The sequence below is a fragment of the Micromonospora sp. FIMYZ51 genome (genome assembly GCF_038246755.1).
Taxonomy (GTDB): Bacteria; Actinomycetota; Actinomycetes; order Mycobacteriales; family Micromonosporaceae; genus Micromonospora.
The window spans coordinates 5,881,621-5,895,682 of sequence record NZ_CP134706.1; the positions used below are offsets into that span (position 1 = coordinate 5,881,621).

Consider the following 14,062-nt stretch of genomic DNA (forward strand, 5'->3'; position numbering starts at 1 on the left):
CTACTGCTTCTGGGCCGGAGCCCCGCCGCTGTAGCGAGTGACCGTCTCGTGCTCGGCCTCGCCCTCCAGCGGCGCCGCCGGCGCCTCGTTGATCGAGCGCTCGTCCTCGCGGCCGAGGAAGCCCTGCTTGAACTCGGTGACGGCCGCGTCGAGGGTCGCGATGATCTCGTCGTCCCACTTGTTGTCGGCGATCGCCTGGAGGGTGGCGCTGTGCTTACGCCGCAGGTGCTCCAGGAACTGCGTCTCGAAGCGCCGCACGTCGCCGACCGGGACGTCGTCCAGCTTGCCCTCGGTGCCGGCCCAGACCGAGACGACCTCGTCCTGCACCGGGTACGGCGAGTAGTTCGGCTGCTTGAGCAGCTCCACCAGCCGGTAGCCGCGGTCGAGCTGCGAGCGGGAGGCCTTGTCCAGGTCGGAGGCGAAGGCGGCGAACGCCTCCAGCTCACGGAACTGGGCCAGGTTCAGCCGCAGCGAACCGGCGACCTTGCGCATCGGCTTCACCTGGGCGGCGCCACCGACCCGGGAGACCGAGGTGCCGACGTTGATGGCCGGCCGGACGCCCTGGTTGAACAGGTCGGTCTCCAGGAAGATCTGACCGTCGGTGATCGAGATGACGTTTGTCGGGATGAAGGCCGAGATGTCGTTGGCCTTCGTCTCGATGATCGGCAGGCCGGTCATCGAGCCGCCGCCCATCTCGTCGGAGAGCTTCGCGCAGCGCTCCAGCAGCCGGGAGTGCAGGTAGAAGACGTCACCCGGGTACGCCTCACGGCCCGGCGGGCGACGCAGCAGCAGCGACACGGCCCGGTACGCCTCGGCCTGCTTGCTCAGGTCGTCGAAGACGATCAGGACGTGCTTGCCGCCGTACATCCAGTGCTGGCCGATGGAGGAGCCGGTGTAGGGGGCGAGGTACTTGAAGCCGGCCGGGTCCGAGGCCGGGGAGGCGACGATTGTGGTGTACTCCATCGCGCCCGCCTCCTCCAGCTGCCCCTTGATCGAGGCGATGGTGGAGGCCTTCTGGCCGATCGCGACGTAGATGCAGCGGACCTGCTTCTTCGGGTCGCCGGAGGCCCAGTTCTCCCGCTGGTTGAGGATGGCGTCCAGGGCGACCGTGGTCTTGCCGGTCTTCCGGTCACCGATGATCAGCTGCCGCTGGCCGCGACCGATCGGGGTCATCGCGTCGATGGCCTTGATGCCGGTTTGCAGCGGCTCGAAGACGGACTGCCGGGCCATCACGTTCGGAGCCTGCAGCTCCAGCTCGCGGTAGCCCTCGTCGGCGATCTCACCGAGGCCGTCGATCGGCTGGCCGAGCGCGTTTACCACGCGGCCGAGGAAGGCGTCACCGATCGGCACCGAGAGCACCCGGCCGGTGCGCTTGACCCGCTGCCCCTCCTCGATACCGGAGTAGTCGCCGAGGACGACGACACCGATCTCCCGGACGTCGAGGTTCAGCGCCACGCCGAGCGTGCCGTCCTCGAACTCCAGCAGCTCGTTGGTCATGGTCGAGGGCAGGCCCTCGACGTGGGCGATGCCGTCACCGGTGTCGGAGACGGTGCCGACCTCCTCACGGGAGACGTCGGGCGAGTAGGAGGAGACATAGCGCTCCAATGCGCCGCGGATCTCCTCCGTCGAGATGGTCAGCTCGGCCATCCTCTGCTTCCTTAAGTATCAGGGGCCCGGGATACCTAGTACCGACCGGTCCTCGGGGCGACTGTCGTTTCCGGGCGCTTCGCGGGGTGCTGGTCAGCGCTTCGCGAGCGCGTTACGGGTCTCGTTGAGGCGGCGCAGGATCGTCCCGTCGTACAGGTCCGAACCCACCCGGACGCTCGCTCCGCCGAGGATCGTCGGGTCAACCGTAAGCTTGACAGCGACCTGTCGATCGTATATGGCGGAAAGCTGATCGCCCAGCCGTCGCTCCTCGTCCTCACTGAGCGGCGCCGCGACGGTCACGTACGCGACCTGCCGGTCGCGCCGCTCGGCCGCCAGCTCCACCAGGCGGGACAGCGCGACGGAGAACGTCCGACCGCCGAAGCCGGCCAGCGCCGCCTCGATCAGCCGCACCGTCGCCGGCCGGGCCTTGCCCGTCAGGAGCATCCCGACCAGCTCGGCCCGCTGTGGCACCGGCGCGTTCGGGTCGGACAGGGCGTTCGAGAGCTGCGGGTCCGCGGCGACCACCTGGCCGAAGCGGAACAGCTCGTCCTCCACCTCGCTCAGCTCACCGGCGCGGTCAGCGCTGCCGAGCAGCGCCTGCACGCCGAGGCGCTCGGCGCCGTCGAGCAGCTCCGACGGCGCCGACCAGCGGCCGGCCACAAGCGCACCGAGCAGGTCGAGCGTCTCCGCGCCGACCTTGCCAGCGAGCACCGAGGTCAGCAGCCCGGTCCGGTCCGCACCGTCCCGGGCCGGGTCGGAGAGCGCCCGGCGCAGCCGGACCTCCCGCCGCAGCAGGTCCGCCACGGCGAGCAGTTCGCCGCCGGTGGTGGCCACCGTCGACGCCTCGGTGCCCCGGACGTACTCCTCCAGCCGCTGGGCCGCGGCGGCGTAGGACTCCCGGCTGGCGGCCTGCATCAGCGGGCCCCCGCGCTCTCGAGATCGGTGAGGAACCGCTCGACGGTGCCCTTACGGCGGGCCTCGTCGGCGAGCGACTCGCCCACGATCCGGCTGGCCAGGTCGACCGCGAGGCCGCCGACCTCCGCGCGCAGCTCGCGCACGATGGTCTGGCGCTCCACGGCCAGCGACTCCCGGCCGGCGGCGATGATCCGGTCCGATTCCTCCCGGGCCTTGGCCAGGATTTCGGTACGGATCGACTCGGCGTCGGCGCGAGCGTCGTCCCGGATCTGCGCCGCCTCGGTACGCACCTCGGCGAGCTGGGCCCGGTACTGCTCGAGCAGCTGGTTGGCCTCGGCCTGAGCAGCCTCCGCGCGCTTGAGGCCGCCCTCGATCGCGTCGACCCGCGCCTGGTACATCGTCTCCATGCGCGGCATGACGAACTTCAGCAGGACGAAGCAGAGCAGGGCGAAGGCGATCGACCCGATGACGAGCTCCTGCCAGATCGGCACGAGCGGGTGGTGCTCCACGCCTTCAGCGGCGAGATTCATGTCAGACCTCCGGGTCGAGGAGTGCGGCGCGTCAGCCGCCGACTGCGAACGCGAGCACCAGGCCGAACAGCGCGAGCGCCTCGGCCATGGCGAAGCCCAGGATCAGCCAGGTGCGGTTGTAGCCGGCCGACTCCGGCTGGCGGGCGCTGGCCTGGATGTAGGCCGAGAAGATGATGGCCACACCAATGGCACCACCGATGGCGGCGAGGCCGTAGCCGATGGTGTTGACGCTGCCCTCGACGGCGGCAATAACGTCCATTGCGGGTATTCCTCCTAGTAGACGCGTGACTTCTCACGCGTACGCGGTCGTGCCGGAAGCTTGGTCGGGCCGGGCGGCCCGCCGGGGTCTGTGGATCAGTGCTCGTCTGCCAGCGAGCTGCCGATGTAGTTGGCGGACAGGATCACGAAGACGTACGCCTGCAACAGCGAGACGAGCACCTCGAAGAAGGCCATCAGGATCGCCATCAGGAACGCGGCGACCGAGGACACCTGAATGAAGAGGTTGTCCGAGGCGAGCATCACGAAGCCACCGACGGTGAAGACCAGCAGGATCAGGTGGCCGGCAAACATGTTTGCGAAGAGACGCACCGCAAGCGTGAACGGCCGGACGATGAACGTCTGAAGGAACTCGATCGGGATCAGCAGAATGTGCATCGGCCACGGCACGCCCGGCAGGATCAGGCTCTGCTTGAGGTATTGCCCAAGACCGTGCTTGCGGGCTCCGATGTAGATGTACATCACGTAGGAGACCAGGGCGAGCACGATCGGGAAGGCAATGTGCGAGTTCGGCGAGATCTGCAACCCGGGGGTGATCCCGAAGAGGTTGGTCAGCGCGATAAAACAGAACAGCACCGTGAAGTAGGGCGCGAACTTGATGCCTTCCTTGCCCATCTGTTCCCGGGCGATGTTGTCCCGCACCAGGCCGTAGATCGACTCCGCCATCCACTGGCCCTTACTCGGCACCAGCTTCGGGTTCCGGTAGGTGGCCATGAAGAAGATGATCAGCAGCCCGACGGCCAGCCAGATCATGAGGGTGAACTTCGTGACCCACGGACCGGCGACATCCGGCAGGTAGAAGTCTTCGACCCTCGGGGGCCAGGGAAGGCCCTCAGCGGCGACAAGCTGTCCGCTCACCGTGTCATCCTCCGCACTCGACAGACCCGCGCGTGCCGGCACTCAGGCACTGAGCCTCTTCATGATCAGGTAGATCGCTCCGGCTGCGCCGAGCATCATGCCCACGGCGATCCCGATGCCGGTCGGCAATCCGAGGAGGTCCCCCGCCAACCAGCCGAGGAATCCCCACACCACGATGCCAGCGAACAGGTAGCCAAATACGGCTCCGGCTGCGCCCTTTGACGGGTATCCGTCGGGGCGGTCGCGGTGTGGGTTGTCGGCCATGACGAGGCGAACACTATCAGCCGAGTGTTTCGCGAGTGTGCGGCACCCCCCACACTGCGAACAGCGTGCGGGCGGCGGGTACGGGCGCGTCAAGCCGTGCGTCAGCCTACTCCTGTCCAGCCAGCCGGACAGGCCGACGAAACACCCGGAAACGCCAGCCGTACGGACAGTGCTACGGCGAACGACGCACGGTGGGCAGCGGCGTGCGCAATGCCCAGGTCAGGTGGGCTCCGGTCCAGACAACCACGGCCGCGATGGCGGCCACTCCCAGATCCGGCAATCCGGGCCAGCCGGCCGCCGCGAGGGCCATCATCACCAGGCCCAGGACAACGATCTTCACGCCGTAGGTGGCAAGTCCCACCGGCATGATCAGCTTGGGGTGCACCGCGTCGGCCCAGGCGACCGAGAGGCCGGAGATCAGGTAGCTGACCACCACCAGGGCGATCCCGGCGGCCACCCCGGCCGCGCCGGTCGGACCGCGCAGCCAGGCCGCGGCCGGCACGCCGAGCACGGCCAGCACGGCGCAGGCGAACAGCGGCAGCCGGAGGTAGGGCAGGCGGGCGCGGATGGCGCCCGGTTCCCCGGCGCTGGGCTGCTCGGCGTACGGCCCCCAGACGGTGTCCTTGGCGGTCTCCACAACGCCCGAGTCTATGCGGCCTCAGACTGGAGACCGTGAGATGCCTGGTCACCGGTGCCACGGGGTACATCGGCGGGCGCCTGGCGCCCCGCCTGCTCGCCGAGGGATATGAGGTGCGCTGCCTGGCCCGCCGGGCCGGACGGCTGCGCGACGTGCCCTGGGCCGGCGCGGTCGAGGTCGTCGAGGGCGACCTGAGCCGGCCGGAATCGCTCACCGGAGTGTTCGACGGGGTAGACGTGGCGTACTACCTGGTGCACTCGCTCGGGCAGGCCGGCTTCGAGGCGGCCGATCGGCAGGCCGCCGAGAACTTCGCGACGGCGGCCCACGCGGCCGGCGTACGCCGGATCGTCTACCTGGGTGGGCCGGAGCCGGCAGCCGACCAGGGCGCCTCGTCGGCGCACCTGCGCTCCCGCGACGAGGTGGCGCGGATCCTGCTGGCCAGCGGGGTGCCGACGGTGGTGCTCCGGGCGGCGGTGGTGATCGGCTCCGGCTCGGCCTCGTTCGAGATGCTGCGCTACCTGACCGAGCGGCTGCCGGTGATGGTCACCCCGCGTTGGGTGCGCAACCGGATCCAACCGATCGCGATCCGCGACGTGCTGCGCTACCTGGTCGGCTGCGCGACGCTGCCGCCGGAGCTCAACCGGGGCTTCGACATCGGCGGCCCGGACGTGCTCACCTTCGCCGACATGATGCAGCGGTACGCCCGGGTCGCCGGCCTGTCCCGCCGGCTCCTGCTGCCCGTGCGACCGCTGACGCCCACGCTCTCGTCGTACTGGGTCGGGCTGGTCACCCCGGTACCCAACGCGCTGGCCCGGCCGCTTGTGGAGAGCCTGGTGCACGAGTCGGTGGCGCACGAGCACGACATCGCGGCCTACCTGCCGGACCCGCCGGAGGGGTTGACCGGCTTCGACCGGGCGGTCGAACTGGCCCTGGCCACCATCCGCGACGCGGAGGTGGAGACCCGGTGGTCGACCGCGGCCGGGCCGGACGCCCCCGCCGATCCGCTGCCCAGCGACCCCGGCTGGAGCGGCGGCAGCACCTACACCGACATCCGGGAACGGCCGGTGGCGGCACCCCCGGAGGTGCTGTGGCAGGTGATCGAGGGCGTCGGCGGCGAGCACGGCTGGTACTCGTTCCCGCTCGCCTGGTCGGTGCGGGGCTGGCTGGACCGGCTGGTCGGCGGGGTGGGCCTGCGGCGCGGCCGGCGTCACCCGCACCGGCTGCGGGTGGGCGAGGCGCTGGACTTCTGGCGGGTGGAGGAGATCGTGCCGGGCGAGTTGCTGCGGCTGCGCGCCGAGATGCGCCTACCCGGCCGGGCCTGGCTGGAGATGCAGGTGCAGCACGACGGCGACGTGGTCCGCTACCGGCAGCGCGCCGTCTTCCTGCCGCGCGGGCTGGTCGGGCACGCGTACTGGATCGCGGTGGCACCGTTCCACGCGCTTGTCTTCGGCGGGATGGCCCGCAACATCGCGGCAGGCGCCGAACGCCAGATGCAAGGAAGGGCCCCTAGTTAACGTCTCCGGTATAGCAGGGGCCCCTGCTTAACATTTCCTCCGGCTTAACATTTCCTCCGGTCACTCGCCGGTACGTTGCCCGGTGGCCTGCCAGGCCGTCCGCTCGCTGGGCGGCACGAAGTCGCGTACCGGCTGATCCCGCAGCGCGAAGGCGAGGATCTCCCCCACCGACTCGACCATGCCGCTCTGCACCGTCCGACCGACCCCGTCGCGGGGGTTGTCCGGGTTCGTGGCGATCGCGGCCACCGCCAGTTGCGGGGTGAAGGCCACCACGGTCTCCGTGGCGTACCGCTCGGAACTGCCGGTCTTGCCGCCCACCGGGCGGCCGAGCTGGCTACGCAGCCGGGTGGCCGTGCCGCCCGCGCAGGCGTGGTACATCGACTGGTCGCCGACCGGGCAGCGGGCGGCATCGGCCCCCGCCCGGGCCACGTCCACGTCGAGCACCTGCCGGCAGTCCGGCTGCCCGGCGAGCACCCGGCGGCCGGCCGCGTCGGTGATCGAGCTGATCGGCGTGGGTGCGCACCAGGTGCCCTCGGCCGCCAGTGTGGCGTACGCGCCGGCCAGGTCCAGCGGGGTGGTGGCGGCCACGCCCAGGGTGAACGGACCCCACTCACGCGCGCCGTGCCGGGCCAGTTGCGCGTCCTCCTCGGCCCGCAGCACGATGCCCAGCCGCTCGGCCATCTCCACCACCCGGTCCGCGCCGACCCGCTCGGTGAGCCAGGCGAAGTACGTGTTTACCGAGCGACCGAACGCGGTCCACATGTCCTGTTCGCCGGTGGTAAGCGAGTTCGCGTTCTGCGGGCACCAGTAACCGCCGCAGCTCGCCTCGCCGCTGACCCGGAAACCGGTGACGATCCGCCGGGGGGCGTCGAAGACGGTGTTCAGCGGCATCCCGGCCTCCAGGGCGGCAAGCATGGTGAAGAGCTTGAACGTGGAGCCGGCCTGGTACCCGACGATCGTGCCGCCACCGGCCACGAGCTGGTTGACGGTGTTCGGGTGATTCTGCTGCCCGGGCGGGTTCGCCGCCACGCTGTAGACCCGGTTGACCGACATGGCCAGGACCCGCCCGGTGCCCGGCTGGACGACCGCGGTCGGCATGGCGAACCGGTCCTCGGCCGAGTAGATCCGCCGGACCTGTTCGGTGGTCGCCCGCTGCACCCCCGGGTCGAGCGAGGAGACCACGGTGAAGCCGCCCCGGCGCAGCGTGCGCTGGCGTTCGTCGACGCTGCCACCGAACGCCGCCTGGTCGTTCCACCAGCGGGTGAACCAGTCGCAGAAGAAGCCCCAGTCGTTGTGCCCCTCGGGCACCGCCGTGCAGTCGTTCGGGGTCTCGCTGGGACGCAGGTTCAGCGGCTCGGCCTTGACCCGGGCCGCCAGGTCGGGCGCCAACTGGCCGGCCTCGACCATCCGATCCAGTACGTAGCCACGGCGGGCCAGCGCGCTGTCCGCGTCGCCGTTGATCGGGTCGTCGGTGTGCGGGGAGCGGACCAGCCCGGCCAGCAGTGCCGCCTCGTCCAGCGTCAGCTCCGCCGGTGAGCTGGAGAAGTAACGTTTGCTGGCGGCGGCGATGCCGTACGCACCGGCGCCGAAGTAGGCGATGTTGAGGTACCGGGTGAGGATCTGGTCCTTGCTCAGCTCCCGTTCCAGCGCCAGCGCGTACCGGATCTCCTGGAGCTTGCGGGCGGTGCTCACCTCGGTGGCTGCGGCCCGCTGCGCCTCGCTCAGCCGGGGATCGGTGCTCAGCACATTGCGGACGTACTGCATGGTCAGCGTGGAGGCACCCTGCCGGGTGGCCCCGTCGCGCCGGTTGGCGGTGAACGCCCGCGCGATGCCGCGCAGGTCCACGCCGCTGTGCTGGTAGAAGCGGGCGTCCTCGGCGGCGATGATCGCCTGCCGCAGCACCGGTGCCACCTCGCCGAGCGGCACATCCACCCGGTCCTCCTGGTAGAAGGAGGTGATCAGGGTGGTGCCGTCGTTGGCGTACAGGTTCGTCCGTTGGGCGGTCGGCGGCGTACGCAGGGTGTTCGGCAGCTCCGCGTACGGCGCGGCGAGCGCCGAGAAGCCGATTCCGAAGACCAGCGCGGCCGGCAGGGCCGCTGCGGCCAGCACCAGCCCGGCCAACGTGCCGGCCAGCAGGACGGTGAACACTTTCGGCAGAAACGCCCGGGTCATCAGCTCTCCCCGCAGGAGCCGGCAGGACCCTCCCAGAATGGCGCTAATCGCCCTTCGGGCCGCCCTTTCCACCAACCCGGAGGAAATTCACACTTTCAGGGCAACAGGCCCCCGTCAGGCAACGCGCACCGTCAGGGCAACAAGCCCCCGTCAGGCAACGCGCACCGTCAGGGCAACAAGCCCCCGTCAGGCAACGCGCACCGTCAGGGCAACAGGACAGCGGCCAGCGGGTGCACGGTCTCCTCGATCTCGTCGGCCACCCGGGTGAAGCACTGGTCGCCGCGTCCCCACGGGTCGTCGAGATCGTCGGTGGGCAGCGCGGTACTGCCCTGGCGGGCCGCGTGCGCGGCGTCCACCAGCGCCACGCCACGGGCGTAGACCGCGTCCGGGGTGGCTTCGGCCGGCGGCAGTCCGGCCGGATCCAGGGCCGCCAGCAGCCGGCCGAACTCACCAAGCACGAAGGTGCGGGAGGCGGCGTCGGGACGCAGTGCCACCACGTACTCCTGCTGGTCGGCGGTGGCGGTCAGGACCAGGTCGGCCGCGTCGATGTGCTCCGAGCGCAGCCGGCGCGCGGCGAACCCGGAGACGCTGCCGCCCCGGCTGGCCACCTGGCGAGCCGCGGGCGGGTTCATCTCCTCACCGGCGTGCCAACCACCGGTGCCCGCGCTGTGGCTGTGCAGCAGTTCGTCGGCCCGGCCCGGGTCAGCGTCGCGTCGACTCAGCCGCTGTCGCACGGCGAGGGTGAGCAGCCGCTCGGCCATCGGCGAGCGGCAGATGTTTCCCATGCAGACGTGCAGGACGGTGAAAGGAGGCACCTACGCCACCTGGCTCTCGCGTAGCTCCGGTACCACGTCGCGCAGTCTGGCCAGGGTGATCGCGCCCTCCCGGACGAGCACCGGTTCGTCGCCGGTGAGGTCCACGATCGTGCTCGGCACCGGGTCGACGGCCGGCCCGGCCTCCAGGTACGCCCGCACCGAGTAGGCCAGTTGGTCGCGCGCCTCGTCGGCGGTGAGCGCGGGCGGCTGACCGGTCTTGTTGGCCGAGGCGACGGCCATCGGGCCGGTCTCCCGCAGCACCTCCAACGCCACCGGGTGCAGCGGCATCCGCACCGCGACCACGCCGCTGTCGTCACCGAGGTCCCAGCGCAGGCTCGCCGAGTGGCGCACCAGGATGGTCAGCGCGCCCGGCCAGAACGCCTCCACCAGGTCACGCGCCGCGGCCGGCAGCGTGTAGACCAGGCCGTCGAGGGTGTGCCGGGAGCCGATCAGCACCGGCGGCGCCACGTGCGCCGCACCCTTGGCGTCCAGCAGTGCCTTCACCGCGTACGGCGTGAAGGCGTCCGCGCCGATCCCGTAGACCGTGTCGGTCGGCAGCACCACCAGCTCGCCGTTGCGGACCGCCTCAATGGCCGCAGCGATGCCGCGGTCCCGGTCGGCGAGCGACCGGCAGTCGTAGAGCATCACGAGGAGCCAGTCTGCCACGTGTCGGCCGGTGCGGGCGGCGGGCGGTCCGCGCGGCGGGACGCGGTCGCGAATCGGGGCCGCCCGGCGAGGTCCGCGTGGTCGGCGATCGAGCCGTAGCGACCGTCCGCCGCGAGCAGTTCGGGCAGCACCTCGCCGTGCGTGTCGTCGTGCTCGATGCCGAGCCCGCCGCCGGGACGCAACAGCGCCGCCGCCCGGTGGATCACCGGACGGATGACGGCCAGGCCGTCCGCCCCGCCGAACACCGCCTGCGCCGGATCGTGCCCGGCCACCTCGGGCGGTACCGCCACCGACCGCGGCACGTAGGGCGGGTTGCACACCAGCACGTCCACCTGGCCGACCAGCTCGGCCAGCAGGTCCGGATCGGTCGCGTCCGCCTCGACCACCTCGATCGGCCGGTCTCCGGCGGCAACCCGGGCCGCGGCGTTGCGGCGCAACCAGGAGAGCGCCGCCGGGGATCGTTCCACCGCCACCACCCGCGCGGCCGGTACCTCTTGGGCCACCGACAACGCGATCGCCCCGGAACCGCTGCACAGGTCCACCACCAACGGCGTCGGCCGGGCACTGGCGCGGGCCTGCTCGATGGCCCAACCGGCGAGCAGCTCGGTCTCCGGGCGCGGCACGAAGACGCCAGGCCCGACGGCCAGGTCCAGATGCCGGAAGCCGGCGCTGCCGGTCAGGTGTTGCAGCGGTTCCCGGCGGGACCGGCGGGCCACCAACTCTCGGTAGCGATCGAGTTGACCTTCGGTGAAACCGTCGGCGAGGGCCAGCCGTCCCCGGGGCACCCCGAGCACGAACGCGGCCAACAGTTCGGCCTCGGCCCGCGCCGAAGTCACGCCGGCTTCGGCCAGGTCACGGGCGGCGTGGGCCACTATGGGAGTGGGACGTCGCCGTCTCGTCCCTTCGGACGGGTGTTGCGGCTCGGTGGTCACGCAATAATCATGAGGCGTCGCATGCACGTGCATAAGCAGGTGCAGCCGGCGACACACCGACGGGAGGTCGCGGGTGGGCTGGCTCGACCGGGTCGATGACCAGGTTGACGCCCTGACGCAGGCGCGGGCGTTGCAGGAGGTGAGCCGTTCGGTCGAGGCGTGCACGATCCTGGACCGGGTGATCTGCACCACTCGGGATCCACACGCTCGCGCCGATGCGCTGGTGCAGCGCCTCTCGGCGCTGATAAATCTGGGCCGGACAGCCGAGTACACCCGGGCCATCGAGGAGGCCGCCGCGACGGTGCGCGACCTCGCCGAGCCCTACCTGCACGGGCACCTCAACGCGCTCGCCGCACTCGCCGCGCACCACCAGGGCGCGTTGGACCGCTGCGTGACGCACCTGGTCAAGGCCGCCCGCGCGCTGAGCGCGGTGGACGACTCGGACCGGGACACCGCCTGGGGCTGGCACGACCTGGCGATGGCCTACTCGTACCTCAGCTTCCACGGGTACGCGCTCGGTGCGATCGAACGCGCCCGGCAGCTCGGCACCGCCGCCGGCATTCCGGAGGAGACGTTCGCCGCACCGGGCATCCGGCTGCGCAACGCGGTGGCGCTGGACCACACCGGCGACAGCGACGGTTGCCTGCGCGTACTGCGCGATGTCGGGGTCGACCTCGACCGGTTCGTCGCGGCCGGGCGCGCCGACCGGCTACGCCCGAGCAGCCTGGCCGCCTACGGGTACGCCGCCGCCCGCCGGGCCGCCCTCGGCGACAGCGTGGACGAAGCCGGCGGGGACACCGACCCGGCCTGGCTGCTCGGGCACGGCGCGGACAGCGCCCGGGCCCGGGACATGCGCCAACTCGGTCAGGTCTGCCTGGCCATCGCCGCCGGTCGGCCGATCGAGGCGGTCGCCCGGCTGGACACCGTCCAGGTCTCCGCCGAGACCCTCGGTGCCGCCGAGGCGGCCCGGCTGCGCAGCATGGCGCTGAGCCGGGCGGGTGATCACGCCGCCGCGCACCGCACCGACCGGCTGGCCTTCCGACTCGCCGCCCAGCGGCACGACCGGCTCCGGGACGTCTACATCGACGGCATCGCGGCCCGGATCGACCACGAGGAGATGCGCCGCGAGGCGGCGCGGTTCGAGGGCGAGGCGCTTACCGACCCGCTCACCGGGCTGCCGAACCGGCGTCGGCTGGAGCGCTACATCGCGGCGGTGGTCTCCCGGGGCGAACGGGTGGTGATCGGCGTCTGCGACCTGGACGGGTTCAAGGCGGTGAACACCCGGCACGGGCACCACTCCGGCGACCTCGTCCTTCAGCGGATCGCCGGGGTGATCAACCGGGTGATGCGCCGGGGTGACTTCGTGGCCCGCTACGGCGGCGACGAGTTCGTGGTGGTGCTACCGGGCGCCGGAATGACCGAGGCGACGGAGGTGGCCCGCCGCATCGACGCCGCCGTACGCACCGAGGACTGGGAGTCCCTCGTGCCCGGCACCCCGGTCGGCGTCAGCATCGGCTTCTCCGAGGTGGGCTCCGGCGGACCGGGCCAGCGGGACGCGCTCAGCGCCGCCTTCGAGGCCGCCGACCGCGAGATGCTCCAGGCGAAGGTCCGTCCACGCAGCGCCTGAGGCTGATCAGCACGCAGCACCACACCCACATCAGCGCGCGGCGCCGCAGCCACGTCAGCGCGCGGCGCCGCAGCCACGTCAGCGCCTGGCGAGTTCCGCGTCGCCGGCCAGGCGGGCCGCCCGGTCCGCCTCGCTGAGGGCGTCGAGCACCCCGTCCAACTCTCCGGCGAGGGCCAGGTCGAGGTTGTACGCGGTATAGCCGATCCGATGATCGGTGATCCGGTTCTGCGGGAAGTTGTAGGTGCGGATGCGCTCCGAGCGGTCGACCGTACGCACCTGCGCCTTGCGGGCGTCCGAGGCGGCCGCGTCGGCCTGCTCCTGAGCCGCGGCGAGCAACCGCGCCCGCAGGATGCGCATCGCCTGCTCCCGGTTCTGCAACTGGGACTTCTCGTTCTGGCAGGAGACCACGATGCCGGTGGGCAGGTGGGTGATCCGCACCGCCGAGTCGGTGGTGTTCACCGACTGGCCGCCCGGCCCGGACGAGCGGAACACGTCGATACGCAGCTCGTTGGGATCGATGGTGACGTCTACCTCCTCGGCCTCGGGCAGCACGAGCACACCGGCGGCACTGGTGTGGATGCGCCCCTGCGACTCGGTGACCGGCACCCGCTGGACGCGGTGCACGCCGCCCTCCCACTTCAACCGGGACCAGACCCCGTTGCCGCCCTCCGGCACCCCCTTGGCCTTGATCGCCAGCGAGACGTCCTTGACCCCACCGAGGTCGGAGTCCTGAGCGTCGATCACCTCGGTGAGCCAGCCGCGCCGCTCCGCGTACCGGGTGTACATCCGCAGCAGGTCACCGGCGAACAACGCCGACTCCTCACCGCCCTCGCCGGCTTTGATCTCGACGATGACGTCCTTGGCGTCATGCGGATCACGTGGGATCAGCAGCTCGGCCAGCCGCTCCTCCAGCTCGGGCAGGGTCGACGCGATCGCATCGGCCTCGGCCGCGAAGGACGGATCCTCGGCGGCCAGTTCCCGGGCCGCGGCCAGATCCGCCCGAGCCTGTGCCAGCTCGGCGGCGGCCTTGTGCAGCGGGACCAGTTCGGCGTAGCGCCGTCCCACCCGGCGGGCGGTGCCCTGGTCGGCGTGGATGGCGGGATCGGCCAACCGCTTCTCCAGCTCGGCGTACTCGTCGAGGAGGGCGGTCAGGCGCTCGCTGCTCATGTGGGGGATCGCTCCTTGCACGCGGACAGACCGGGACAGATA

General features: G+C 71.3%; 14 protein-coding genes. 2 read left to right on the forward strand and 12 right to left on the reverse strand.

Features of this window, described 5'->3' with window-relative positions; all coding sequences use genetic code 11:
- From atpA to QQG74_RS26300, 7 genes are all read right to left on the reverse strand, one after another.
- A complete protein-coding gene (gene atpA / locus QQG74_RS26270; protein ID WP_341717369.1) occupies positions 1–1,647 on the reverse strand; it encodes a F0F1 ATP synthase subunit alpha in 1,647 nt (548 codons plus the stop codon).
- A 93-nt stretch (positions 1,648–1,740) separates the two neighbouring features.
- Positions 1,741–2,562 carry a F0F1 ATP synthase subunit delta gene (locus QQG74_RS26275; protein ID WP_341717370.1) on the reverse strand — a complete coding sequence of 274 codons (822 nt, stop codon included), beginning with the start codon at positions 2,560–2,562 and terminating at the stop codon, positions 1,741–1,743.
- Complete coding sequence (locus tag QQG74_RS26280) at positions 2,562–3,092, reverse strand: F0F1 ATP synthase subunit B (RefSeq protein ID WP_341717371.1); 531 nt, start codon at positions 3,090–3,092, stop codon at positions 2,562–2,564. Before QQG74_RS26280 ends, QQG74_RS26275 begins: the two co-directional genes overlap by 1 nt.
- A gap of 31 nt (positions 3,093–3,123) precedes the next feature.
- The gene (locus QQG74_RS26285) at positions 3,124–3,351 is read right to left on the reverse strand and encodes a F0F1 ATP synthase subunit C (RefSeq protein ID WP_341717372.1); all 228 of its coding nucleotides are present in this window, start codon (positions 3,349–3,351) and stop codon (positions 3,124–3,126) included.
- A gap of 95 nt (positions 3,352–3,446) precedes the next feature.
- Positions 3,447–4,268, reverse strand: coding sequence for a F0F1 ATP synthase subunit A (atpB, locus tag QQG74_RS26290; RefSeq protein ID WP_341717373.1), 822 nt, complete (start codon positions 4,266–4,268; stop codon positions 3,447–3,449).
- A complete protein-coding gene (locus tag QQG74_RS26295) occupies positions 4,269–4,490 on the reverse strand; it encodes a hypothetical protein (RefSeq protein WP_341717374.1) in 222 nt (73 codons plus the stop codon). It lies immediately after the preceding gene.
- Between the two features lie 172 nt (positions 4,491–4,662).
- Positions 4,663–5,127 carry a hypothetical protein gene (locus QQG74_RS26300; protein ID WP_341717375.1) on the reverse strand — a complete coding sequence of 155 codons (465 nt, stop codon included), beginning with the start codon at positions 5,125–5,127 and terminating at the stop codon, positions 4,663–4,665.
- Positions 5,128–5,162: 35 nt separating this feature from the next.
- On the opposite strand from QQG74_RS26300, the gene QQG74_RS26305 reads away from it, so the two are divergent.
- Positions 5,163–6,641 carry an SDR family oxidoreductase gene (locus QQG74_RS26305; protein ID WP_341717376.1) on the forward strand — a complete coding sequence of 493 codons (1,479 nt, stop codon included), beginning with the start codon at positions 5,163–5,165 and terminating at the stop codon, positions 6,639–6,641.
- Positions 6,642–6,701: 60 nt separating this feature from the next.
- On the opposite strand, the gene QQG74_RS26310 is transcribed toward QQG74_RS26305, so the two are convergent.
- The 4 genes from QQG74_RS26310 to prmC all read right to left on the reverse strand — a co-directional run bounded on the left by QQG74_RS26310 (position 6,702) and on the right by prmC (position 11,226).
- Positions 6,702–8,813: a transglycosylase domain-containing protein gene (locus QQG74_RS26310; RefSeq protein WP_341717377.1), complete on the reverse strand. Its 2,112-nt coding sequence runs from the start codon at positions 8,811–8,813 to the stop codon at positions 6,702–6,704.
- A gap of 203 nt (positions 8,814–9,016) precedes the next feature.
- Positions 9,017–9,628, reverse strand: coding sequence for a phosphotyrosine protein phosphatase (locus QQG74_RS26315; protein WP_341717378.1), 612 nt, complete (start codon positions 9,626–9,628; stop codon positions 9,017–9,019).
- A complete protein-coding gene (locus QQG74_RS26320) occupies positions 9,629–10,273 on the reverse strand; it encodes an L-threonylcarbamoyladenylate synthase (RefSeq protein ID WP_341721389.1) in 645 nt (214 codons plus the stop codon).
- Positions 10,273–11,226 (reverse strand): peptide chain release factor N(5)-glutamine methyltransferase, encoded by a 954-nt coding sequence (prmC, locus tag QQG74_RS26325; RefSeq protein WP_341717379.1) that lies wholly within the window; start codon positions 11,224–11,226, stop codon positions 10,273–10,275. The genes QQG74_RS26320 and prmC overlap by 1 nt, the downstream gene beginning before the upstream one ends.
- A 73-nt stretch (positions 11,227–11,299) precedes the next feature.
- On the opposite strand from prmC, the gene QQG74_RS26330 reads away from it, so the two are divergent.
- Positions 11,300–12,853, forward strand: a complete 1,554-nt coding sequence (locus tag QQG74_RS26330; protein WP_341717380.1) for a GGDEF domain-containing protein — start codon at positions 11,300–11,302, stop codon at positions 12,851–12,853.
- Positions 12,854–12,931: 78 nt separating this feature from the next.
- On the opposite strand, the gene prfA is transcribed toward QQG74_RS26330, so the two are convergent.
- Positions 12,932–14,020 (reverse strand): peptide chain release factor 1, encoded by a 1,089-nt coding sequence (gene prfA, locus QQG74_RS26335; RefSeq protein ID WP_341717381.1) that lies wholly within the window; start codon positions 14,018–14,020, stop codon positions 12,932–12,934.
- Between the last annotated feature and the right edge of the window lie 42 nt (positions 14,021–14,062).

Coding starts and splice junctions, on each gene's coding strand:
- QQG74_RS26295 (WP_341717374.1), bottom strand. CDS start 4,490: ATGGCCGACAACCCACACCGCGACCGCCCCGACGGATACCCGTCAAAG.
- QQG74_RS26280 (WP_341717371.1), bottom strand. CDS start 3,092: ATGAATCTCGCCGCTGAAGGCGTGGAGCACCACCCGCTCGTGCCGATC.
- prfA (WP_341717381.1), bottom strand. CDS start 14,020: ATGAGCAGCGAGCGCCTGACCGCCCTCCTCGACGAGTACGCCGAGCTG.
- atpA (WP_341717369.1), bottom strand. CDS start 1,647: ATGGCCGAGCTGACCATCTCGACGGAGGAGATCCGCGGCGCATTGGAG.
- QQG74_RS26310 (WP_341717377.1), bottom strand. CDS start 8,813: ATGACCCGGGCGTTTCTGCCGAAAGTGTTCACCGTCCTGCTGGCCGGC.
- QQG74_RS26320 (WP_341721389.1), bottom strand. CDS start 10,273: ATGCTCTACGACTGCCGGTCGCTCGCCGACCGGGACCGCGGCATCGCT.
- QQG74_RS26285 (WP_341717372.1), bottom strand. CDS start 3,351: ATGGACGTTATTGCCGCCGTCGAGGGCAGCGTCAACACCATCGGCTAC.
- QQG74_RS26275 (WP_341717370.1), bottom strand. CDS start 2,562: ATGCAGGCCGCCAGCCGGGAGTCCTACGCCGCCGCGGCCCAGCGGCTG.